Origin of the sequence: Bradyrhizobium sp. 4 (assembly GCF_023100905.1) — a bacterium.
Taxonomy (GTDB): domain Bacteria; phylum Pseudomonadota; class Alphaproteobacteria; order Rhizobiales; family Xanthobacteraceae; genus Bradyrhizobium.
In genome coordinates this window covers 7,262,047-7,283,631 of the sequence record NZ_CP064686.1, presented here as the reverse complement: position 1 = coordinate 7,283,631, position 21,585 = coordinate 7,262,047, and the positions used below count along the sequence as shown (strand labels likewise).

Below are 21,585 nucleotides of genomic sequence, written 5' to 3'. Positions count from 1 at the left end.
TTGTCCCCATGGACGAGCGGCGCGACAAGGCAAGGCATCGCGTGCTGAAGGCCGGAACGATCGAGTTCGGCGGCGGCGGCGCGATCGACTGCACTATCCGCAACCTGTCAGATACCGGCGCCGCGCTCGACGTCAGCAGTCCCGTCGGCATCCCCGACCATTTCAGCCTGTTCGTCCAGGTCGATGGAAAACATCTCGCCTGCACCGTGATCTGGCGCAAGGAGAAGCGGATCGGAGTGAGGTTCGGGTGAGGGCCGGGACGACACGTGGTGAGTTCAGCACCACCTCACGTCGCGCTCGCTCACCCCGTCTCTACTTCGCTCCGCCGGCTCGCGAGAATCTTGTCGATCCTCCGTCCGTCGAGATCGACCACTTCGATGTGCCAGTCGCCGAAATCGAAGGCGTCGCCGACATTAGGCAGCACGTTGAACTGTTGCAGCACGAGGCCGGCCACGGTGTTGTAGCGGTGTGGCGGCAGTTCGATGCCGATCAGCTCGCCGAACTCGTCGACTGGCATCCAGCCTGAGACCAGCAGCGAATCATCCGCGCGCTTGACGTAGGCCGGTTCCGGCGGGCCTTCCTCGGAATGGAAGGCGCCGACGATGGATTCCAGAATGTCAGCCGTCGTCACGATGCCTTCGAACGCGCCGTATTCGTCGTAGACGAGGCCGACATGCACCGGCGCAGCCTTCAGGATCGCCAGCACGTCGCGGGCATCGGCTGAGGCGGGAATGCCGGGCGCCTCGCGGACCAGCACGCGCAAATCCGGCGTGCGCTCGTTCATGAAGGCGACCAGCAGGTCCTTGGCCTGGAGCACGCCGATCGGCTTGTCGCGGTCGCCGTCGGACACTGGAAAGCGCGAATGCGGACTCTTGGCGATGGTCGCTTGAATGCTCTCCGGCGTATCGTTGAGGTCGATCTCGTTGACCTCCGTGCGCGGCGTCATGATCGCGCCGACCGGCCGGTCGCCGAGCCGCATCACGCCCGCGATCATCTCCTTTTCACCTGACTCGAGCACGCCCGCGCTTTCCGCCTCGCTGACGAGATGATGGATCTCGTCTTCCGAGACCTTCTCTTCGGACTTGCCGCCGTGGCCGAGCAGCGTGAGGATCAGCTTGCCGGAGAGATCGAGCAGGAAGACCAGCGGCAGCGAGACCTTCGCAAGCACGTGCATCGCGGGTGCAACCCTGACCGCGATGCTCTCGGGGTCGCGCAGCGCCACCTGCTTCGGCACCAGCTCGCCGACGATCAGGGTGGCGTAGGTGATGAGCGTGACGACCAGGCCCACTCCGACGATGTCGGCAATTCCTGCGGACAGACCGAGCTCGAGCAGCCATTGCGTCAGCCGCTGTCCGAGCGTCGCGCCCGAGAACGCGCCGGAGAGCACGCCGACCAGCGTGATCCCGATCTGCACCGTCGAGAGGAATTTGCCCGGGTCGGCCGCGAGCGTCAGCGCCCGCTCGGCGCCGCGGACGCCCTTTGCGGCGAGCATCGACAGCCGGGCCGGGCGTGACGAGACCACGGCGAGCTCGGACATGGACAGCAAGCCGTTGATGACGATCAGGACGACGACGATGGCGAGTTCGGCGGAGAGCATTGACGTTCCGAGGTAAGGGAGTGTGGCCGGATGGCGGCCCAAGCATTGATATAGGTATTCGGGGAAGAAATGCCGATGATTCTGTCGCATCCGGCATCGCGAAGGAACTTCGGCGACACCGTCCCGGAAGGCACTCGAAGCCCAATACCCCGCGGAACTACGGGCATGCCGTTGCTTAACGGGCTCTTAGCGGCCACCGGCTAGGTTCTCGACATTTGCAGGAATGTATTCGGGGATCAGAATGCGGATCGGGAAACTCTTTGCGCTGTCGATGCTGACGGTGACGGTGTTTGCAGTCATCCTTGGCGCCGAGGTGCTCGTACCCCAGGCGCGCATCTTCACGAACCGCTCCGACGCGATCAAGACGGTCGACGCCTTTGGTGCGACCTTGATGGTCAGTCAGCACGTTGCCGGCCTTCGTGCCCCCTACATTTCGCCGATTTTCCAGGAGAACCCTGCGACGCAGGCCCAGATCGAAGGCGCCGCGAAGGCCGCGAAAGCAGCCGATGCCGCATTTGAGGGGGCAAGGCGCGCCATCCTTGTGCTGGATGATTCCGGACCGATGATCGAAAACCTGGACCGTACCGCCCGGCGGCTCAAGGATATCTACACCGCTGCAGACCTCGCGATGAGCGTTCCCTTGGCGGCGCGCGACAGCGCTGTAGTCAAGGGCTTCCTACCGGGCGTTGCAGAGGTCATCGGCAATATCGAGCCGATCATGAACCGGCTCGAAGCCAAGGTCATCAATGCCGATTCTTCGCTTGCGGCGCTGTTGAGCCTGGCGCGAACGGCGCAGGACCTGCGCGTCTCGGCCGGCAGCCGCGCCGCCACGCTGTCGCCGGCGCTGAGCGCGCGCCGCCCGCTCACGGCTCCCGAATTCTCGCTGATGGATCGGATGCAGGGGCGCGTCGAGGCCGACCGCGAGCGCATCGAGGCCGGCATCGACCAGCTCGGAAGTCCGCCCCGCATCGCCACCGCACTGAAAGCGGCAACGGATTCCTATTTCGGAAAAGCAGCCGCTGCCGTGGACAAAGAGATGCCCGCGGCTCGTGGCGACGGCAAATACGGCATCAACGCCGAAGAGCTGGCCACCGTCATTGTCCCCGCCATCCAGATGTTCTACGGCGTGCGCGATGCCGCGCTGACGGAAGCTGCCGAGCGCGCCTCGGCCGCGCGTGATGGCGCGCTTGCGATGCTCGCGCTCGCGGGCGTGGCGGTGCTGGCGCTGCTGGGGACACTCGGTGGTGTGACCATGATGCTGCGCCGGCGCGTGGTGACGCCGCTGAGCCGGCTCGCGGACGTGATCGCAACGCTTGCCGCCGGACAGCACGAGGTCGAGATTCCCGTGACGGGCCGTAACGACGAGATCAGCCAGGTGGCGGGCTCGCTCCAGCACTTCAAGGATTCGCTCTCCGCCAAGAAGGCTGCCGACGAGGCCGCCGCGGTGGAAGCCGAGGCGAAACTCCGGCGCAGCCAGCGCATGGACCAGATCGCGCGCGATTTCGAAGCGTTGATCGGCGACGTCATCAACACCGTGTCGTCGGCATCGTCGGAGCTGGAAGTGTCGGCGGGAACGCTGACGAGTACCGCCGATCAATCGGAAAAGGTCACCGCGACGGTGGCGGCCGCCTCCGAGCAGGCCTCCAGCAACGTGCAGACCGTTGCCGCGGCCGCGGAGGAAATGGCGTCTTCGGTCGACGAGATCGGTCGACAGGTTCAGGACTCCGCGCGGGTCGCCAGCGAAGCGGTGCAGCAGGCGGCGCGGACCAACGACTATGTCGGCGAGCTCGCCAAGGCTGCCGGCCGGATCGGCGACGTGGTCGAGCTCATCAGCCAGATCGCGGGCCAGACCAATCTTCTGGCGCTCAATGCAACGATCGAGGCGGCGCGCGCCGGCGAGGCCGGGCGCGGCTTCGCCGTGGTCGCCTCCGAGGTCAAGGCGCTGGCCGAGCAGACCGCCAAGGCCACCGGCGAGATCAGCCAGCAGATCACGGGAATCCAGAGCGCGACGGAGGATTCGGTCGGCGCCATCAAGTCGATCGGCGACACCATCACCCGCATGTCCGAGATCGCATCGGCGATCGCTTCCGCGGTCGAGGAGCAGGGCGCCGCGACGCGGGAGATTTCCCGTAACGTGCAGCAGGCGGCGCGCGGCACCCAACAGGTCTCCGCCAGCATCGTCGACGTGCAGCGCGGCGCGAGCCAGACCGGATCGGCCTCCTCCACCGTGCTTGCGTCAGCGAAGTCACTGTCCGGCGAGAGCAGCCGCCTCAAGGTCGAGGTCGGGAAGTTCCTGGACGCGATCCGGGCCGCGTAACATCGTCATTGTGGAAGGAAGCGGCTTCACCTAGGCTTGCAGCCTTGGGGGTGTCGCAGCCTCCCCGTGAAGTGGGTGATCCCACGCAAGCGCTGCTCGCTGATGTTTGGAGCGAGCAATGGACGGGATCACAATCGAGCTTACCCTTTTCCTGACGGCCACCTTCGCCGGCGCGTTCGTCGCCGGCCTCTCCGGCTTTGCCTTCGGCCTGGTGGCGGCATCGCTGTGGCTTTACGTGCTGACGCCACTTCAAAGCGCCAGCCTGATCGTCGGCTTCGGCCTCCTGGTGCAGGGCTACTCGGTCTGGAAGCTGCGCAGCGCGCTCGACTGGCGCCGGCTATGGCCCTTCATGATCGGTGCCGTCGTGGGCGTGCCGGTCGGCGTGTCACTCCTGACCTCGGCCGATCCCAAGAGCGTCCGCATCGCGGTTGGGGCGATCCTGATCGTCTATAGCCTCTACGCGTTCTTCAGGCCGCAGCTCAAGGTCGCGACAATCGTGCCCCCGGCCGCAGACATGACAATTGGTTTCGTCAACGGTCTGCTTGGTGGGCTGACCGGCCTCGCCGGCATCATCGTCACCATCTGGTGCAATCTGCGCGGCCTGCCGAAGGATGTTCAGCGCGCCACGTTCCAGCCCGTCGCGGTTGTGGTGTTTGCCATTGCGGCACTGCTGCTGGGCGCCAAGGGGGCGCTCACGTTCGACACCGCAAAGCTGTTCGCGCTCGGCCTGCCGTTTCTCTTTGCGGGAACGTGGCTCGGGCTAAAACTGTTCGGCCGGATCGATGAGGCGATGTTCCGTAAGATCGTGCTCGCGTTGCTGTTCGTCTCCGGCGTCGCGCTGCTGTTCTGAGCCGCGGTCAGAACTCCCCGTGCAGCCGACCTGAGAACACCGACACCGGGCCGCGATCAGCGTTGTAGGCGGGGTTGACGATGAGCTGGTAGTCCGCGGTGAAGGTCAGCGCCTTGTTGAGCGCGTAGGCGTAATAGGTCTCCAGCACGCGTTCCCTGCGGTAGTTGAGCTGGCCGTCACCGATCAGCGGACCGAGACCGCCGGCGGCGATGAAGTCGCGATGGTCCTGCGACAGGCCGTTGATCGCGCCGGCAATGGCGACGACGTCGTCGGGTCGGCCCCATTTCGCTCCCTTGACCGAGACACCGCCGGACAGGCTACGGTCGATGTCGGTGAAGGCCATGATCTCGTTGCGGCCATCGTTCCAGCTCCAGCGGCCGAACACGCCGATATCGTCGGTGATCGCCTGTTCGACATTCAAAGCGTAGCCGTATTTGAGCCGGCCGCGGCGGGTCTGGCTGATGTCGAGGTTGAGCAGCGGATTATCCAGCGTCTCGCGATAGCTGCCGGAATAGGCGCTGTTGACGAAGCCGAGAGTACGCAGCTTGCCGGGCTGGCCGAACAGCGAGTAGCGCATCTCGAGCTCCGCGACATATTCGCCGCGGCGGCCGATATTCATGTCGAAATTGTTCGAGTTGGACTGGGCGTCCATCAGGAAGTAGCCGGCGCGCAGCGCCCATTGCTTCTGATTCAATTCGGCCGTTGCACCATAGCCGAGGCCGAGCTTGTCAGCGGCGTAGTCGAAGGCGCCGGATGCCCAGATCGACCAGTTCATGAAATCCTTGCGCGGATCGTGCGCGTAGGAATTGCCGTCGAAGACGTCGACCACGGAGAGCTTTCCGACCTGCAAAGTCAAACGCGACACGTCGGCCTTGCCAGCAAGCTGAAACTGGCCGCTGGCAAGCTCCTCCTGCTCGCCGCCGAAGCCGAAGGTGTGGCGCACGAACAGCCGCGAGGCGTTGAAGTGCGGATAGGGAAAGCCGGACTTCTGCGCTTCGCCGTTGGGGAAGCCCCCCGCGCCGGTCGTGTTGTTGAAGCCAAAGCCCTGCAGCAGCTCGGGATTGAAATAGACCTCGCCGCCGTCCCACAGCCGCGCATTCAGATAGAGCGAATTGCTCCAGGTCTGCTGCAGATCCGGCGAGGGGGTGAAGCTGTTCGGCCCGGTATAGGGCGCTCTGAACGAGGGATGTCCCTGGGCCAGCGCTGTCGACTGGCCGTGGATCTCCCAGCGGCTGGACTCGGTATCGGTGATGTCAGACTTCGGATTGTAGGTCGGCAGGCCCGGCCAGTCGATCTTGCGATTGAGGCCGATCCGCAGGCTCTGGAAATCCATCGAGGACGAATATTGCGCGCCCGAGGGGAAGGTGACGCGGGCGTTCTCGAACTTGCTGTAGAGATATTCGAGCCGCGCGCTCCAGTGCGGCGCGAAGGCATATTCGACGCCGCCGCCGGCGGTCCAGCCGAACCGCGTGTTCAACACCTTCTCCTCATTGCCGCCTGCCGGTGTCGAGAGAAAGCGCTCGCCGGCAAAAGCGGCGCCGCCAGTCGCGTAGAACAGGAATGCGCCCGTGGTGTAGCCGAGCCGCGCGCGCAGGCTCGCGACGTAATCCCAGCGCTCCTCCGCGCTCGATAGCGCGGTGGTCGTCGACGACACCACGTGGTTGGAGGGCAGATAGTTCGGAAAGGAGATGTCGCCTTCGACGCCGAGCAGAAGCCCTGAGTTGAGGCGCCAATTGTAGCCGGCCTGCACGCCGCCGGTCGCGCCGGTGAAGACATGATTATCGGTCGCGACCGCGGGATCGGTCAGCATGGCCGAGGACGTGCCGCGGGTGAAACCGGCGTGTGCACCGATATAGAGGCCCGTCCAGTCGTAGACGGCCCTGAGCGCAGGTGCCTTCAGCGGCAGATCAGCCGCGCGGCTGCTGGCGGGCAAAGCCAAGACGCCCGAGGCAATTGCCGCGGCCGTCCGCAAATACCTGTAACGGTGACCCCTCAACGTCAAAACGCACGCCCCCAAAAGCGAGTGTGTCCACTCGCCGCACTATCCCTGCCGATTCGCGGCGACCCTGTCATCAGGCTTAGGTGCTCCGCGATCGGACCTGATGATCTCAGTCCGGCGCGACTTCTTCCCAAGCCCCTGAGCTTGTTGCAAACCTTATTGCGATTAATTCGCAATAGCAACTAGTGCAGATTGCCGCAGGGGATGGTTCGCACCGCTGTGTGACGGGGCTGCAACAAAATCCCGAGGCCCCAAAACAGTTGACCCCGCCCGGGGGGACATCCGGGCGGGGTCGGGGGCACGACACGGGGTGGATGAGGCGCCCGTGTCGGACGCAGGATCCACGTGAGATCGGCCTCAGGGACTCAAATCAGAAGCAGGTACGAACGCGGCCAACGTACTGGCCAAAGGCGTTGTACTGGGCGGCCCAGCCGCAGCGGTGATAGCCGTTGTAATAGGGGTCGTTGCTGGCGGCGATCGCGGAGCCGACGACGGCGGCGGTGGCGATGCCCAGGCCGACGCCGACGCCCCAGCCGAGCGGCTTGGCTTGCGCCTGCGAGGTGGTGGCGACGACGCTGCCGGTCAGGGTGAGCGCGGTGAGAGCAACTGCGAAAATCTTGGTCTTGATCGACATGTGAAACTCCATCCGGGTTGAGGCGGTCCGTTGTGGCCGCGTACCGAGTTGGACGGAGGCTCCGCGCGTCCGGTTCGAAACCGGCAAAAGCGGAGGTCGAGTCTGGCTCTTTTCAGAATGATTCCAGGAGGATAAGCGCTAACCGAGCGGGCCTTTGGCGAGCCTGTTCACGTCGAAGTTATCAACCTCGGCAAGCAGCTCGCAAAAAGCGCGGGCGCCCTGGTCGATCAGCCGCTCGCCTTTCGCGGCGACGGCTAGCGTCGCATTGCCGACGGCGCCGCTGGGGTTGAGATCCTGCGCCTGCCAGGCGAACAGTGCGGGTCGCTGCGTCGACAGCCAGCGATATTGCTGCTCCATCGCGATGCTGCTCGCGGGAAAATCCGCGATCGCATCACCGCGCACCCGATCGGGATAGCGCGCCAGCATGATTGAGGTCTCGACTGCACCGCCGTGGATGCCGTGGCGTACTTCGTCGGCCGGGAACAGCTGGTCCGCGCCCGACAGCCGCGACCACGACGTGGTCACCACGAACAGTTTCTGATACGCGCGAAGATCCTGCGCGATCAGCATCATTGCCGCGCTGTTGCCGCCATGGCTGGTGATGATGACGAGCTTCTTCAATCCGCGGCGCGCGATGTCTTCGCCGATCGCGGTCCATTTTTTCAACGCGACTTCAGTCGCTAGCGTCTGCGTGCCCGGATAGTCGATATGCTCGGTGGAAATCCCGATCCGTTCAACGGGCAGGAAAGTGGCCGGAACGCTTTCGGGCAGGAGCTCGCGCACCCGCGCGAGATAGGCGTCCGCGATCAGCACGTCGGTCTCGAGCGGCAGATGCGGGCCGTGCTGCTCGGTCGCCGCCAGCGGCAGCACTGCGATCCAGCGCGACACCTCGGCGGGGCTGGCATCGGCCCAGCGGATCTCGGTCCAGTCGCGGGAAGGCGTCATCAAGGTTTCTTTGCCCGAATTTGTCGCGTAATTTGGGTTATCAGGGGACGCGGGCCAGGCCGGCTCGCGTCCCTGAATGTCTTGCGGTTTTATCGCGTTGCTTGGACATCGGCTAGAAGCGATCGACGGAGTCCCATCATGAGCCCCTCTCATCTGCGGCGAGCCTTAACGGCGGGTCTGATGGCCGCTTTCGTCTCGGTCGTTCCGGCGCGCGCCGAAACCCTGGACAAGGTCATGTTCGGCACCAATTGGGTCGCCGAGGCCGAGCATGGTGGCTTCTTCCAGGCGGTCGCCGACGGCACCTACAAGAAATATGGGCTGGACGTCACCATCGTCCCCGGCGGGCCCAACGAGAACAACCGGATGCTGCTGATCGCCGGCAAGATCGATTTCTTCATGGCAGCGAACACGCTGATGTCGTTCGACGCGGTCGCCAACAACGTCCCGGTCGTCACGATCGCCGCGGTGTTCCAGAAGGATCCGCAGGTGATGCTGACGCAGCCCGATGCCAAGGTCGCCAAGATCGAGGACCTCAAGCCGCTGACGCTGTTCGTCTCCAAGGAGGGCATGACCAGCTATTTCCAGTGGCTGAAATCCGAATACGGTTTCAGCGAGAAGAACGTTCGCCCCTATAATTTCAATCCGCAGCCCTTCATCGCCAATCCCAAGAGCGCGATGCAGGGTTACGTCACCTCCGAGCCCTTCGCGGTCGAGAAGGCCGCCGGCTTCAAGCCCAACGTGTTGCTGCTCGCCGATTACGGCTTCAACACCTATTCGACCCTGATCGAGAGCCGCCGCGACGTGGTCGAGAAGAAGCCCGACCTGGTGCAGCGCTTTGTCGATGCCTCCATGGTCGGCTGGTACAATTACATCTACCGCGACAATTCCGCGGGCAACGCCATGATCAAGAAGCTCAATCCGGAGATGACCGACGAGCTGCTCGCCTATTCCGTCGCCAAGATGAAGGAATACGGCATCGTCGATTCCGGCGATTCGCTGAAGAACGGCATCGGCGCGATGAGCGACGAGCGCTACACCTCCTTCTTCAACAAGATGGTGAAGGCAGGCGTCGTGAAGGCAGACCTCGATTTTCGCAAATCCTATACGCTGCGTTTCGTCAACAAGGGCGTCGGCGCCGAGCTGCGCCCGAGCAAGCCGTAGCGCAAGGCCGATGTCATCAGTCCAAACGTTGGCGGGGGTCGAGACCGGCCTGACGGCCCTGGCTGTCAGCCTGCGCGGCGTGACGAAGACCTATGACAACGGCGTGCTGGCGCTCGGCCCGCTCGACCTTGCGGTGCGCAAGGGCGAGTTCATTTCGTTGCTGGGACCGTCAGGTTGCGGCAAATCCACCGCGCTGCGGCTGATTGCCGAGCTCAGCGCGCCATCGTCCGGAATCGTGCGGCTGGCGCGTCGCGAGGGTGGTGCGCAGTCAGGTCATGTTCAGCCAGGTCATATTCAACCAGGTCATGGCATCGGCTTCGTGTTTCAGGAGCCGACCCTGATGCCCTGGACCAGCGCGCGCGAGAACGTGCGGTTGCCGCTGAAGCTCGCAGGCGTTCCGAAGGCGGAATCGCGCGCGCGTGCCGATCAGGCGTTGGCCAGCGTCGGGCTTGCCGATTTTGCCGACGCCTTTCCGCGCGAGCTCTCCGGCGGCATGAAGATGCGGGTGTCGCTGGCGCGCGCGCTCGTCACCGACCCTGATATCCTCCTGATGGATGAGCCGTTCGCGGCGCTCGACGAAATCACGCGCTTCCGCCTCAACGACGATTTGCTCGCGCTGTGGCGCAGGCTCGGCAAGACCGTCATCTTCGTCACGCATTCGGTGTTCGAATCCGTCTATCTGTCGCAGCGCGTGGTGGTGATGACGGCGCGGCCGGGCCGCATCCAGGCCGACTTCCGCATCGAGACGGTCGAGCCGCGTGGCGAGGAGTTTCGCACTTCAGTCGCCTATTCCGATTATTGCCGGAAAGTGTCGGCGGCGCTGGCGCCGTCCTATGCAGGGCAGTCGACGCTATGAACGCGCAAGCTTCCGTCACTGCGAAGCCGTCCGGCGCGCAACGCGCGGTGCGCTTCGCGCTGCCCGTCATCGTGTTCGCGGCGGGCCTGCTCGCCTGGGAGCTCGTGGTTCGGATCAAGGACATCCCGCCTTACGTGCTGCCGGCGCCCTCCGTCATATTCGTGACACTGATCAAGGATTGGTCGGTGCTGTCACAGTCGCTCGCCGCGACGCTGCTGACCACGCTCGAAGGTTTTGTCGCGGCCAGCATCGGCGGCATCGCGCTGGCGCTGCTGTTCAACCAGTCCAAATGGGTGGAAGCATCGCTGTTCCCCTATGCCGTGGTGCTTCAGGTCACGCCTGTCATCGCGATCGCGCCGCTGCTGCTGATCTATCTGGAGCAGCAGACCGCGGTCGTGGTCTGCGCCTTCATCGTCGCCTTCTTCCCGGTGCTGTCGAACACCACGCTTGGGCTCAATTCAGTCGATCGCAACCTCGCCGGCCTGTTCCAGCTCTATGGCGCCTCGCCGCAGGAAACCCTGCGCTTTCTCAAGCTGCCGGCGGCGCTGCCTTACATTCTCGGCGGCCTGCGCATTGCCGGCGGCCTGTCGCTGATCGGTGCTGTCGTGGCCGAGATCGCGGCGGGAACGGCCGGGGCCGGCTCCGGGCTCGCCTACAGGATCGCGGAATCCGGCTACCGCTTGAACATACCCCGCATGTTCGCAGCGCTGCTGCTGTTGTCGCTGGCCGGGATTGTCATCTATGGGGTGCTGGCGCTAGTTTCCCATCTCGTTTTACGGCGCTGGCACGAGAGCGCGCTTGGAAAGGACAACTGATGACCACCGGTTCGATTTCGTCCGAAAAGATCGACCTTCTGATTTATGGGCCGGTCCGGCCGATCCTCGAGAACGGGTTTTCCGATCATTTCGTCGTGCACAAGGCGGAGACGCGGGGCGATCTCGAGCGGCTGACGCCGGCAATCCGCGAAAAGATCCGCGGCGTGGCGGTGACCTATCACACGGTGCGCGCCGACCGGGATTCGCTGTCGCAATTGCCCAAGATCGAGATGGTGGCGAGCTTCGGCGTCGGCTACGACCACGTCGACGCCAAATACGCCGCCGAGCACAACATCATCGTCACCAACACGCCCGACGTGCTGACCGAGGAGGTCGCCGACGTCGCGATGGGCCTTCTGATCTCCACGGTGCGTGAATTCATCAAGGCCGATCGTTATGTGCGCTCCGGTCTCTGGCAGACCCAGAACTATCCGCTCAGCGTCGGCTCGCTGCGCGATCGCAAGGTCGGCATCGTCGGCATGGGCCGGATCGGACAGGCGATCGCGCGCCGGCTGGATGCCTCGCTGGTGCCGGTGGTCTATCACACCCGCAATCCGTCCAAGGACGTCTCCTACAAGCACTACCCCGACCTGATCGAGATGGCGAAGGCGGTGGACACGTTGATGGTGATCGTGCCCGGTGGCGCCAGCACCAACAAGATGATCAATGCCGAGGTGCTGAAGGCGCTCGGCCCGCGCGGTGTGCTGGTCAACGTCGCGCGCGGCTCGGTGATCGACGAACCGGCGCTGGTCCAGGCGCTCAAGTCCGGCACCATCCTTGCGGCCGGTCTCGACGTGTTCGCGGCCGAACCGAACGTGCCGGACGAGCTTAAGACCATGCAGAACGTGGTGCTGCTGCCGCATATCGGCTCGGCCTCGGTGGTGACGCGCAACGCGATGGATCAGCTCGTGGTCGACAATCTCAAGTCCTGGTTCTCAGGCAAGGCGCCGTTGACGCCGGTTGCGGAAACGCCTTTTAAGGGGCGCTGATGAGAGTTCTTGGGGTCGTTGCATTCACCGTCTCGGCCTACTTGGCCGCGATCGGCCTTGCGTTGGCGCAGGATACGACGACCCTGAAGAAGGAAATGCCCGGGCAGTGGGAGCTCTCCACCACCGAGCGCAGCAAGACCTGCGTCGTCACGCTCAAGGCCGACGCTGCGGCTCAAGGCTTCAAGCTCGAGCTGGAGCCGGCCTGCAAGGCCGCGCTGCCCTTCACCAAGGATATCGTCGCCTGGAGCGTCAGGGGTCTCGACATCGTCCGCCTGCAGGATTCGAGCGGTGAAGCCGTGATCGACTTCACCGAGGTCGAGGCCGGCATCTTCGAGGGCCTGCGGCAGGGCGAGGGCGTCTACATCCTGCAAGACCTCGCCGCCGCCCGCTCGATGGCGAAGTCGATGGACCAGATGATCGGCGACTGGTCGATCGTGCGGGGCAACGGCCAGCCGGTCTGCGGGCTGACGTTGACCAACACCGAAGCCGGGCCGGACAATTTCCAGGTCTTCCTCAAGCCGAAATGCGATGCGGCCATTGCGCAGTTCAACCCGACGCAATGGCGGCTCGAGCGCGGCCAGATCATCCTGCTGTCGAAGGCCGGTGAGGCCTGGCAGTTCGAGGCCGACGACAACGCGCAATGGCGGCGCGTCCCCGATACCGCCGATCCCCTGATCATGCTGCGCCAGTAGGCGCCGCGAAACGCGAGCTTATCCTGAGCGCCCGCCATAGGCGGGCGTCTCGAAGGGACGGCCGCAGGCTACGTCGTCGGCTTGGGCGGCGGCGCGGTGCCCTGGGCCCACTTCTCCATCTTGCCGAGCACGCCCCAGGCCGTGAGCGCCAGGGAGATCGGCATCGCGAATTGGCCGAGGCCCGGCACCGCCGACACCAGCGTCCCGAGCAACCCGGCAAGACCGCCAGCGTTGGGGCTCGCCGTCACCGAAGAGAGCAGCGCTGTGATCAGCGAGCCGCCGATGCCGAGCGCAGTCTTCTTGCCGTCGAGCATCTTGCCGATGGTATCGCCGAGCGCGCCATTGACCTGGCCGAGGACGGGCTTGCCGTCCCGGTTGAGCAAAGTGCCGAGCAGGTCGACGACCTGCTTCAACTGATCGACGGGGGCGGGGCTGGTCGGGGTGAGGGGTCCTGGCATGGGGGCCGTCTTGTTGACGAGGGAAAATAGCCGTTCGAAAAGGCTGATCGGATCATTGGTGGCGGGCAGCGTGTTGCCCGATGCCGTCGTTGCCGGGATCACGGCGCCGACCGGCGGCCGCAGCAATTGCGCGAGGTCCTCTAGCCGCTTCATGATCCTGGACACATCGCCGCTCGATCCGGTGGGGCCCGACTGCACAGCGCGCGTGAGGGCGGCGACCGTGGCGCCGTCGAGAAGTCCGGTATCTCTCAAGCCGTTCTGCTGCTGAAACTGCGAGACAGCGGCCCTGGTCTTCGGTCCGCTGACGCCGTCCTCGGCGAGCGGCGGATTGGCGCCGAGCTTGTTGAGCGCCTGCTGCATGAGAACTATCGTCGACGCCGCGTCGTCCTCCGGTTCGGCGCGGCTCGCGAATTGCGGGCTGCCGTCGAGGGTGATCGAGGAATCCAGCGACATCATTGCATGCAGGATCACCGCGGTGCCGAGCTGGGAATCGACGTGACCCGAATCGAACACATGATCGCGGACGAATTTGCCGGCTCTTGCCTCGGGCGGGCCATACAGCGTCGAACCGCCATAGAGATAGGGCGAATTGCAGCCCTTGGCGTGATAGCCGAAGCCGTTGAACCCTTCGAGCCGGAACAGAATCCGCGCGATCGCCCAATCGTGAGCGCCGACGAAATTCTCGATCCTGAAGGCGTCCACGGCGCCGTCCACGAACGTGGCAAACGGACCGCGCCCCTTCGGAACGAGCGTCGTCACGCGATGAAGCGTTTCGCCGTTGCCGAGATAAGTGTCGAAATCGAAATTGGACTCGCGGTAGTGGCAGAGGGCAGCGAAATACCAGGGGACGCCGGTCAACCGCTCGATCTGCTGATAGGTCGCCTTGCCGTTGATGGCCTTGCGTGCGACCGCGTTCGCGTCGGAGAGGCGTGCAGGCCGGATCTCGAGATTGGCCCAATTCTGCTCGTATTCGCTTTTCAAACTCTCGAATGAAATCATTTTCCGCTCCCGCAATGAATGGATTTTGCAACCGCGCGTCAGTCGAAATGAACCAGGTGCCGTGATCAGGCGTGAGACCAGCGTGATCTCCCGCAAGTCTGGCAGGCCGCCGGGGCGCCGCGTGTGAAGTGGGTTACAACCTCGCCGAGAAAATGAGCGGCAGGACCGGGATCAGGGCGGCAGCCCGCGAGGGAACCGAAAGGGCCGCTGCTCGGTTAGCGACGCGAGACAGTCCGGCAACGGAGCCCTGCATGACCACGCGCGTCCTCGCGATCGGCATCGAACCCGGCAACGCGGACTACAGTGCATTCCCGCAGCTCACGCCGGCGCTCGTGCGCGACTATATCGATGCGCAACTGCTGCGCTTGCGCGATCTCGGTTACGAAGTCACGAGCTGCCTGATCGATCTCGATGCCGCGGCGGAAGCCGCCGTCACGGCAGCGCTGCGCGAGGAGAATTTCGACTGCATCGTGATCGGCGCGGGCCTGCGCGAGCCCAGGGAGCGCCTGCTGCTGTTCGAGAAGGTGCTCAACCTCGTCCACCGCCTGGCGCCCGACGCCGCGATCTGCTTCAACACCACGCCGGCCGACACCGCCGAGGCGGTGCAGCGCTGGGTCGATGCTTGAGATGAATGGGGACGGCCCGCGCTGGACACGGGGCGTGGCCTGAGCCGCCTTCGAGCCGAGCCTCCGACGCCATGGCGAGAGTGCGGGGTCCCGGCATGGTGATTTGTCTGGTCCGAATCCGGCTGCGGCGCTATGACTCGTCTGACCACAGGGGAGGGCGAGCATGCTTCGAGGTCTTCGCATTGGAAGTTTCGCTATCGCGGCATGTCTGGCGGTTGTGATGGCGATGCCGGCTCATGAGGCGGCAGCGCAGGACGCCATTGGCGGTGCCATCCTCGGCGGCGTCGGTGGAGCGATCGTGGGGGGCGCTATCGGCGGAGGCCGTGGCGCGGCCATCGGCGCTGTCGTCGGTGCCGGCACGGGCGCTGCGATCGCCTCCGAGGGCGAACGCCGCCGCTCCGGCTATTACGCCTATCAGCGCGGCTGCTACATGCAGCGCCGGGACGGCTCCTACGTCCCGGTCGATCCGCGCTATTGCTACTAGATCAGCCGCATCCCGCGCAAACTCGCATGCCCGCTCTTGCCGACGATGATGTGGTCGTGCACCGCAATCCCGAGCGGCTTTGCGATGTCGATGATCGCCTTGGTCATCTGGATGTCGGCCTGTGAAGGGGAGGGATCGCCTGAGGGGTGGTTGTGCACCAGGATCAGCGCCGTCGCGGACAATTCCAGCGCGCGCTTGATCACCTCGCGCGGATAGACCGGGGTGTGATCGACGGTGCCGGTCTGCTGTACCTCGTCGGCGATCAGCTGGTTGCGCTTGTCGAGGAACAGCAGGCGAAACTGCTCCTTCTCGGCGAACGCCATGCTGGTGCGGCAATAGTCGATCACCTCGTTCCAGGACGACAGCGCGTTGCGGCTGTTGACCCCGCCCTTGGCGACGCGATGCGCCGCCGCCGCGAGCAGCTTGAGCTGATGGATCGCGGATTCGCCAATGCCGTCCACCTCGCGCAGGCGCGCCACCGGTGCATGCACGACCTCGGCAAACGAGCCGAAAATCTTGATCAGCGACTTCGCCAGCGGCTTGGTGTCACGCCGCGGCAGCGCCGGAAACAGCGCCATCTCCAGCAGCTCGTAGTCGCTGAGCGCGTCCGCACCGGCGCTGTAGAAGCGCTCGCGCAGCCGTTCGCGATGGCCGAGATAGTGCGGCGCTTCTTCGGGCTTGCTCTTGTCGTGGTCGGGCTTGGCAGGCATCGGCCGCCAGCATTGCCGCGGGTAATCCTTTTTGCAACCGTCAATTGCGGCGGCAAATCCGGTTCACGCCAGCCGACGATCCCGAAGGTCAGCCGCCAGCCGCCCTCACCCGATCTGCTTCTCGCCGTGCCGCTCCGACAGCGTGAAGATCTCGACGCCTGTCGCGGTGACGCCGACGGAATGCTCGAACTGCGCCGATAGCGAGCGGTCGCGGGTCACGGCGGTCCAGCCATCGGAGAGGATCTTCACATGCGGCTTGCCGAGATTGATCATCGGCTCGATTGTGAAGAACATGCCGGGCTTGAGCTGCACGCCCTCGCCGGGCCGGCCGATATGGATGATGTTCGGCTCGTCGTGGAACATGCGCCCGAGGCCATGGCCGCAGAAATCGCGCACCACGCTCATGGCCTGCGGCTCGACGAAACTCTGGATGGCATGGCCGATGTCGCCGGTGGTGGCGCCGGGCTTCACCGCGGCGATGCCGCGTATCATCGCCTCATAGGTCACCTCGATCAGCCGCTCGGCCTTGCGGGCGATCGGGCCGACTGCATACATCCGGCTGGAATCGCCGTACCAGCCGTCGACGATGAAGGTGACGTCGATGTTGACGATGTCGCCCTCTTTCAGCGGACGGTCGCCAGGCATGCCGTGGCAGACCACGTGGTTGAGCGAGGTGCAGGTCGAATAGCGGTAGCCGCGATACATCAGCGTCGCCGGATAGGCATTGTTGCTGAAGGCGAAGTCGCGGACGAACTGGTCGATGCGGTCGGTCGGAACGCCGGGCCCGACGATGTCGGTGAGCTCGTCCAGGCACTTCGCCACCAGCGCTCCCGCCTTGCGCATGCCGGCAAAGGCGCTTGGTCCATGCAGCTTGATCTGCCCGGTCTTGCGGAGCGAGGTATCGGTAGCTTCGACGTAGCTCATGCGGATGCGGTCTTCTCGGCACGGGGCCGGTATCGAGGTGGGCGCAAGGGTCTGATTTAAGGCCCTAATTTAATGATCGCGAGCCTTCATGCAAGCCAAGCTTGGCGGGCATGCGCCCGAAAACCGGTTCAATTCGGGACTTCTACGGTGGTTTCCACCGGCAGCGCACCGCCGCGGATGCGGATTTCGCGGACGGGGTAGGGAACCCGGATGCCCTCGCGCTTGAAGGCGTCCCACAGCGCCAGCATCACGTCGCTCTTGACGTTGTCCATGCCGTCGGGGTCGGCGATCCAGAAGGTCAGCGAGAACTTCATCCCGGCTTCGGCGAACTCGGTCAGGATGGAATTCGGCGGCTTGCCCTTCTGCGCGCGCGGATGCGCGGCCGCGGTCTCGGCGGCGAGCTTGCAGACCAGCCGCGGGTCCGCGTCGTAATTGGTGCCGAAGGCGATTTTCACCAGCGTGTTCTTGTCGGTGTAGGTCCAGTTGACGACTTTTTGCGTCACCAGATCCTCGTTCGGCACCAGGAATTCGCGGCCATCGCCTGCGGCGACGGAAATATAGCGCGTCTTCATCGCGCTGATCCGCCCGGTGTTGTCGCCGATGGTGACGAGATCGCCCGGCTTCACCGATTTGTCGGCGAGCAGGATGATCCCCGAGATGAAATTGGCGACGATCTTCTGCAGGCCGATACCGATGCCGACACCGACCGCGCCTGAGAACACCGCGAGCGCCGAGAGATCGATGCCGACCGTGCCGAGCGCGATCACGATCGCGACTGCAAGCAGGCCGATGCGGATGATCTTGACCAGCAGCACCTGCACCGACGGCGTCAGATCGGTGGTCGAGTTGATCCGGCTCTCGGCGAAATTGCTGGCGATGTTAGTGAGCCAGAGCGCGATGAGCAGCAGCGCGCCGGCCTTGATCACCAGCAGCGGCGTCAGCCGCAGGCCGCCGAGCACGATGGCGAAGGAGTCGAGCAGGTCGACCGTCGCATCGAGTTGGCCGAGGATCGAGAGCGCCGCGACGAACCAGGCCATGATCGACACCAGCTTGACGATGAAGGCGTTGCGCAGCACCGAGGTCAAGAGCCGGATCGCGAGCCAGGCCAGGCCCAGCTTGGCGGCGACCATCAGGAGATAGCTGCGGCTCGGCCAGGTCGCGTGGTACATCACCACGCGCGAGACGATCACGAGCAGGGTGAACACGGCCGTCGAGGCGCTGGAGACCATCACCCGGACGAAGTGCCGGAGCGGCAGCGGCCAGCGCATCGCCAGCGAGGTCATGTCGACCCGGCTGCGAACGGCGGCTTCCGCGGCATAGGCGATGCCGGCCGCGGCCAGAATGAGCCCGAATTGCAGGTAGAACCAGGGCGAGGAGATTTCGGCCCCGACGCTTCGCGCGGTGGTCTGCACGAACTCCATGAAGTCTTTGAGGTCCATGTCTATCGGTCTCGTCGGGGAGCGGGCGGGAGGCATTGATTCGAGCGCGCCGGAGAATCCCACAAAGGGCGCGGCCGGACCACCGATACACCGCCAAGTGAAGTGCGTTAAGGCCGCAAAATGCGGGCAGATTGCCGCGAGCGGGAGAAATGGGTTGGCGTGGGAGTCTGCCGACGATAAGGATGCAATTCCAGCGATTTCGTACCCGGAAGGTGGATGGCTTCCCTCGACAGTGTCAGCCTCGCCATATTGCTCGGCGCCGTCCTGGTGTTGGCCGGGATCCTGTCAAGCCTGCTTGCGCTGCGCTTCGGCGCGCCCCTTCTGCTCGTCTTCCTCGCGATCGGCATGCTCGCGGGCGATTCCGGTCCCGGACAGCTGCAGTTCGACGACGTCCGAACCACCTATCTGGTCGGCTCGGTCGCGCTCGCCCTGATCCTGTTCGACGGCGGCTTGCGGACCCGCTTTGCCAGCATCCGCACCGTGCTCGCGCCTTCCATGGTGCTCGCGACCGTCGGCGTGCTGCTGACCGCGCTGATCACGGCGCCGTTCGCGAAATATGCGCTCGACCTCAACTGGACGGAGTCGCTGCTGGTCGGCGCCGTGGTGGCCTCGACTGACGCGGCCGCAGTGTTCCTGCTGGTGCATACACAGGGCCTGCGCCTGCGCCCGCGCGTCGGCGCGACGCTGGAGGTGGAATCCGGCACCAACGATCCCTTCGCGATCTTCCTGACCCTGATGCTGGTCGAGTACATCTCGCTGGGAACGGGCACGGCCGCGCATGTGCTGATGGAGTTCGCCCAGGAGGCCGTGCTGGGCGCCGTCGTCGGGGTGATCGGCGGGCGTCTGGTCGTCATCGCGCTCAACAAGGTCGCGCTGCCGCAGGGCCTCCACGCGCCGTTTGTCACCACCGCTGCGCTCGTCATCTTCGGCGGCTCGCAGATCATGCACGCCTCAGGCTTCCTCGCGGTCTATCTCGCCGGCATCATCATCGGCAACCGCCCGACGCGCGCGCATAATTCGGTGGTGGCCTTCCTGGACGCCGCGACCTGGCTGGCCCAGATCGTGATGTTCGTGCTGCTCGGCCTGCTGGTCTCGCCGAGCCGGCTTGGCGGCAGCGTGCTGCCGGCGGTGGGGGTCGCATTCGTCCTGATGCTGGTGGCGCGGCCGATCGCGGTGTTCGTGTGCCTGGCGCCGTTCCGCTTCAACTGGCGCGAAAAGATCTTTATCGCCTGGACCGGCCTACGCGGCGCGGTCGCGATCTTCCTGGCCTCGATCCCGATGCTGGTCGGGCTGTCGAAGGCCTATCTCTATTTCGACGTCGCCTTCGTCGTCGTCATCATCTCGCTCCTGCTGCAGGGCTGGACCCTGGGGCCGGCCGCGCGCAAGCTCCATGTTGCGCTCCCGCGCGCCGAACGCGGCCCGCGCCGTGTCGAACTGGATCTGCCTGGGCAGCTCGAGCAGCAGCTCGTCGGCTATCCGGTGCGGTCCAAGAGCCTGTATTTCCGCCGCGGCCTGATCCCGTCCTGGTCGAAGCCGACGCTCGTGATCCGCAAGGAGAACATCTTGACGCCGGCGGAAGCCGAGCCGATCGCGCCCGGCGATTACATCTATCTGCTGGCGCCGCCGGAAAAGGCCGAATCGCTCGACCGCTTCTTCGTCGACATGCAGCCGAGCTCGGCGCCGGACCCGCATCTGCTGGGCGACTTCATGGTCTCCGGCGAGCACACGCTCGCCGAGCTCGCGGAGATCTACGGCGTGGAGGTCGGCGAGGACGAGCGCGGGCACACGCTCGCTGATTATTTCGACGTCCATCTCGAACGCGCGCCGAAAGAGGGGGCGGAGCTCGTGCTGGATCCGATCGTACTTGTGGCGCGCTCGATCTCCGGCGGCCGCGTCAATGTCGTCGGCCTGCGCCTTCCGGAAGACGAAGAAACGCCCGCGACGTTGACCCGCAGGCAGGCCCTGCGGCGCAAGCTGGCGGAGCTGTGGACGTCGGTGGCGGGGGTTTAGGGCTCGCGAGAGTGAGAGCTGCCACCATACCCTCACTGTCATCGCCCGCGAAGGCGGGCGATCCAGTATTCCAGAGACAGTCGTGATAGAGCCGAGACGCCGCGGCGTACTGGATGCCCCGCCTGCGCGGGGCATGACACCTTCCGTGTGGCGAAGGCCGCCGCAGATCACACCCCCGCCGGCACCACCTGCATCCAATGCCGCGCGATCGCCGCGCGCGGCGCGATCCACGCGGCGCCGCTTCCGGTGATGTGTGCGAGGATCCGCTCCAGCGCACCGATGCGGCCGGGGCGGCCGATCATGCGCAAATGCAATCCGACTGACATCATCTTCGGCGCTGCCTCGCCCTCGCGCCTGAGCCATTCGAAGGCGTCAATGACATAGTCGGCGAAGTCGTCTCCGCTGAAACGCGCGGCGTTGTAATACTGCATGTCGTTGGTGTCGAAAGCGTAGGGCAGCACCAGATGCTGTTGGCCTGCAACCTCCCTGTAATAGGGCAGGTCGTCATTATAGGCGTCGCTGTCGTAGAGGAACCCGCCGTCTTCGACCAGCAGGCGCCGCGTGTTCGGTGAGGTCGCCGAGCGTGTGTGCCATCCGACCGGGCGCTGCCCGGTGGCGCGTTCGATCGTCGCCACCGACTTCGCGATGACCTCGCGTTCGCTCGCTTCGTCCATGTCGGCGTGGCTCTGCCAGCGCCAGCCATGGGCCGAGACCTCGTGGCCGCGGGCAATGGCATCGCGCGCCAGCTCCGGCGAGCGTTCGACCGCGCGGCCACAGGAGCTTACCGTCGCCTTGACGCCGTAGGCGTCGAACAGGTCCATGATGCGCCACCATGCGGCGCGCGTGCCGTATTCGAAATGACTGTCGATGCAGGAATCCGGGCCGTCGAGCTTGTGGACCACTTCGTAGATCGCCTCGTTGTCCACATCGCCATCGTTGACGGAAAACTCCGAACCCTCCTCGAAATTCACCACCAGCGACACCGCGACGCGCGCGCCGTTCGGCCAATGCGGATTGGGCGGCTTGCCGCGATAGCCGACGAAGTCGCGTTGTGAGACGGGTTGATTTATTTCGCTCATG

20 protein-coding genes are annotated in these 21,585 nt (G+C 64.9%); 11 read left to right on the top strand and 9 right to left on the bottom strand.

The window, feature by feature from the left end:
* Positions 1–8 precede the first annotated feature (8 nt).
* Entirely contained in the window at positions 9–251 is a 243-nt protein-coding gene (locus IVB45_RS34945) for a PilZ domain-containing protein (protein WP_247357630.1), read from the top strand.
* Positions 252–301: 50 nt separating this feature from the next.
* Here the strand turns inward: IVB45_RS34945 and IVB45_RS34940 are convergent, their stop codons facing one another.
* Positions 302–1,597, bottom strand: coding sequence for a hemolysin family protein (locus IVB45_RS34940; RefSeq protein ID WP_247357631.1), 1,296 nt, complete (start codon positions 1,595–1,597; stop codon positions 302–304).
* Positions 1,598–1,838: 241 nt separating this feature from the next.
* Here IVB45_RS34940 and IVB45_RS34935 point away from each other — a divergent pair, with 241 nt between their 5' ends.
* Entirely contained in the window at positions 1,839–3,914 is a 2,076-nt protein-coding gene (locus IVB45_RS34935) for a HAMP domain-containing methyl-accepting chemotaxis protein (protein ID WP_247357632.1), read from the top strand.
* 118 nt (positions 3,915–4,032) lie between these two features.
* Positions 4,033–4,764, top strand: a complete 732-nt coding sequence (locus tag IVB45_RS34930; protein WP_247357633.1) for a sulfite exporter TauE/SafE family protein — start codon at positions 4,033–4,035, stop codon at positions 4,762–4,764.
* 7 nt (positions 4,765–4,771) lie between these two features.
* Here IVB45_RS34930 and IVB45_RS34925 read toward each other — a convergent pair whose 3' ends face one another.
* The 3 genes from IVB45_RS34925 to IVB45_RS34915 form a co-directional block, all read right to left on the bottom strand.
* Complete coding sequence (locus tag IVB45_RS34925) at positions 4,772–6,736, bottom strand: carbohydrate porin (protein WP_027565864.1); 1,965 nt, start codon at positions 6,734–6,736, stop codon at positions 4,772–4,774.
* 397 nt (positions 6,737–7,133) lie between these two features.
* Entirely contained in the window at positions 7,134–7,397 is a 264-nt protein-coding gene (locus tag IVB45_RS34920) for a hypothetical protein (RefSeq protein ID WP_007597808.1), read from the bottom strand.
* A 138-nt stretch (positions 7,398–7,535) separates the two neighbouring features.
* On the bottom strand, positions 7,536–8,342 hold the full coding sequence (locus IVB45_RS34915) for a creatininase family protein (RefSeq protein WP_247357634.1): 807 nt from the start codon (positions 8,340–8,342) through the stop codon (positions 7,536–7,538).
* Positions 8,343–8,480: 138 nt separating this feature from the next.
* Here IVB45_RS34915 and IVB45_RS34910 point away from each other — a divergent pair, with 138 nt between their 5' ends.
* From IVB45_RS34910 to IVB45_RS34890, 5 genes are read left to right on the top strand one after another with little or no spacing between them, the layout of a single operon-like run.
* A complete protein-coding gene (locus tag IVB45_RS34910) occupies positions 8,481–9,503 on the top strand; it encodes an ABC transporter substrate-binding protein (RefSeq protein WP_026233942.1) in 1,023 nt (340 codons plus the stop codon).
* A 10-nt stretch (positions 9,504–9,513) separates the two neighbouring features.
* Positions 9,514–10,359: an ABC transporter ATP-binding protein gene (locus IVB45_RS34905; protein ID WP_247357635.1), complete on the top strand. Its 846-nt coding sequence runs from the start codon at positions 9,514–9,516 to the stop codon at positions 10,357–10,359.
* Positions 10,356–11,174: an ABC transporter permease gene (locus IVB45_RS34900; protein ID WP_247357636.1), complete on the top strand. Its 819-nt coding sequence runs from the start codon at positions 10,356–10,358 to the stop codon at positions 11,172–11,174. Before IVB45_RS34905 ends, IVB45_RS34900 begins: the two co-directional genes overlap by 4 nt.
* Complete coding sequence (locus IVB45_RS34895) at positions 11,174–12,163, top strand: 2-hydroxyacid dehydrogenase (protein WP_007604945.1); 990 nt, start codon at positions 11,174–11,176, stop codon at positions 12,161–12,163. Before IVB45_RS34900 ends, IVB45_RS34895 begins: the two co-directional genes overlap by 1 nt.
* Positions 12,163–12,855 carry an AprI/Inh family metalloprotease inhibitor gene (locus IVB45_RS34890; RefSeq protein WP_247357637.1) on the top strand — a complete coding sequence of 231 codons (693 nt, stop codon included), beginning with the start codon at positions 12,163–12,165 and terminating at the stop codon, positions 12,853–12,855. Before IVB45_RS34895 ends, IVB45_RS34890 begins: the two co-directional genes overlap by 1 nt.
* Before the next feature lie 68 nt (positions 12,856–12,923).
* On the opposite strand, the gene IVB45_RS34885 is transcribed toward IVB45_RS34890, so the two are convergent.
* On the bottom strand, positions 12,924–14,312 hold the full coding sequence (locus tag IVB45_RS34885; protein ID WP_247285381.1) for a peptidoglycan-binding protein: 1,389 nt from the start codon (positions 14,310–14,312) through the stop codon (positions 12,924–12,926).
* A 251-nt stretch (positions 14,313–14,563) separates the two neighbouring features.
* Between IVB45_RS34885 and IVB45_RS34880 the strand changes: the two genes are divergently transcribed.
* Together IVB45_RS34880 and IVB45_RS34875 are read left to right on the top strand one after the other, a co-directional pair.
* Entirely contained in the window at positions 14,564–14,938 is a 375-nt protein-coding gene (locus tag IVB45_RS34880) for a hypothetical protein (RefSeq protein ID WP_027565856.1), read from the top strand.
* Between the two features lie 163 nt (positions 14,939–15,101).
* On the top strand, positions 15,102–15,422 hold the full coding sequence (locus IVB45_RS34875) for a glycine zipper domain-containing protein (protein WP_247357638.1): 321 nt from the start codon (positions 15,102–15,104) through the stop codon (positions 15,420–15,422).
* Here the strand turns inward: IVB45_RS34875 and radC are convergent.
* The 3 genes from radC to IVB45_RS34860 form a co-directional block, all read right to left on the bottom strand.
* Entirely contained in the window at positions 15,419–16,132 is a 714-nt protein-coding gene (gene radC, locus IVB45_RS34870) for a DNA repair protein RadC (protein ID WP_027565854.1), read from the bottom strand. The two genes, IVB45_RS34875 and radC, sit on opposite strands and share 4 nt — an antisense overlap.
* 105 nt (positions 16,133–16,237) lie before the next feature.
* Positions 16,238–17,056 carry a type I methionyl aminopeptidase gene (gene map / locus IVB45_RS34865; protein ID WP_027565853.1) on the bottom strand — a complete coding sequence of 273 codons (819 nt, stop codon included), beginning with the start codon at positions 17,054–17,056 and terminating at the stop codon, positions 16,238–16,240.
* Between the two features lie 128 nt (positions 17,057–17,184).
* Positions 17,185–18,501 (bottom strand): mechanosensitive ion channel domain-containing protein, encoded by a 1,317-nt coding sequence (locus tag IVB45_RS34860; protein WP_247358106.1) that lies wholly within the window; start codon positions 18,499–18,501, stop codon positions 17,185–17,187.
* Positions 18,502–18,711: 210 nt separating this feature from the next.
* Between IVB45_RS34860 and IVB45_RS34855 the strand changes: the two genes are divergently transcribed.
* Positions 18,712–20,505: a potassium/proton antiporter gene (locus IVB45_RS34855; protein ID WP_247357639.1), complete on the top strand. Its 1,794-nt coding sequence runs from the start codon at positions 18,712–18,714 to the stop codon at positions 20,503–20,505.
* A 167-nt stretch (positions 20,506–20,672) separates the two neighbouring features.
* On the opposite strand, the gene IVB45_RS34850 is transcribed toward IVB45_RS34855, so the two are convergent.
* Positions 20,673–21,584: a polysaccharide deacetylase family protein gene (locus IVB45_RS34850; RefSeq protein WP_247357640.1), complete on the bottom strand. Its 912-nt coding sequence runs from the start codon at positions 21,582–21,584 to the stop codon at positions 20,673–20,675.
* Position 21,585: the final 1 nt, after the last annotated feature.

Coding starts and splice junctions, on each gene's coding strand:
- IVB45_RS34910 (WP_026233942.1), top strand. CDS start 8,481: ATGAGCCCCTCTCATCTGCGGCGAGCCTTAACGGCGGGTCTGATGGCC.
- map (WP_027565853.1), bottom strand. CDS start 17,056: ATGAGCTACGTCGAAGCTACCGATACCTCGCTCCGCAAGACCGGGCAG.
- IVB45_RS34895 (WP_007604945.1), top strand. CDS start 11,174: ATGACCACCGGTTCGATTTCGTCCGAAAAGATCGACCTTCTGATTTAT.
- IVB45_RS34850 (WP_247357640.1), bottom strand. CDS start 21,584: ATGAGCGAAATAAATCAACCCGTCTCACAACGCGACTTCGTCGGCTAT.
- IVB45_RS34890 (WP_247357637.1), top strand. CDS start 12,163: ATGAGAGTTCTTGGGGTCGTTGCATTCACCGTCTCGGCCTACTTGGCC.
- IVB45_RS34900 (WP_247357636.1), top strand. CDS start 10,356: ATGAACGCGCAAGCTTCCGTCACTGCGAAGCCGTCCGGCGCGCAACGC.
- IVB45_RS34905 (WP_247357635.1), top strand. CDS start 9,514: ATGTCATCAGTCCAAACGTTGGCGGGGGTCGAGACCGGCCTGACGGCC.
- IVB45_RS34920 (WP_007597808.1), bottom strand. CDS start 7,397: ATGTCGATCAAGACCAAGATTTTCGCAGTTGCTCTCACCGCGCTCACC.
- IVB45_RS34930 (WP_247357633.1), top strand. CDS start 4,033: ATGGACGGGATCACAATCGAGCTTACCCTTTTCCTGACGGCCACCTTC.
- radC (WP_027565854.1), bottom strand. CDS start 16,132: ATGCCTGCCAAGCCCGACCACGACAAGAGCAAGCCCGAAGAAGCGCCG.
- IVB45_RS34885 (WP_247285381.1), bottom strand. CDS start 14,312: ATGATTTCATTCGAGAGTTTGAAAAGCGAATACGAGCAGAATTGGGCC.
- IVB45_RS34945 (WP_247357630.1), top strand. CDS start 9: ATGGACGAGCGGCGCGACAAGGCAAGGCATCGCGTGCTGAAGGCCGGA.
- IVB45_RS34880 (WP_027565856.1), top strand. CDS start 14,564: ATGACCACGCGCGTCCTCGCGATCGGCATCGAACCCGGCAACGCGGAC.
- IVB45_RS34855 (WP_247357639.1), top strand. CDS start 18,712: ATGGCTTCCCTCGACAGTGTCAGCCTCGCCATATTGCTCGGCGCCGTC.
- IVB45_RS34940 (WP_247357631.1), bottom strand. CDS start 1,597: ATGCTCTCCGCCGAACTCGCCATCGTCGTCGTCCTGATCGTCATCAAC.
- IVB45_RS34935 (WP_247357632.1), top strand. CDS start 1,839: ATGCGGATCGGGAAACTCTTTGCGCTGTCGATGCTGACGGTGACGGTG.
- IVB45_RS34915 (WP_247357634.1), bottom strand. CDS start 8,342: ATGACGCCTTCCCGCGACTGGACCGAGATCCGCTGGGCCGATGCCAGC.
- IVB45_RS34875 (WP_247357638.1), top strand. CDS start 15,102: ATGCTTCGAGGTCTTCGCATTGGAAGTTTCGCTATCGCGGCATGTCTG.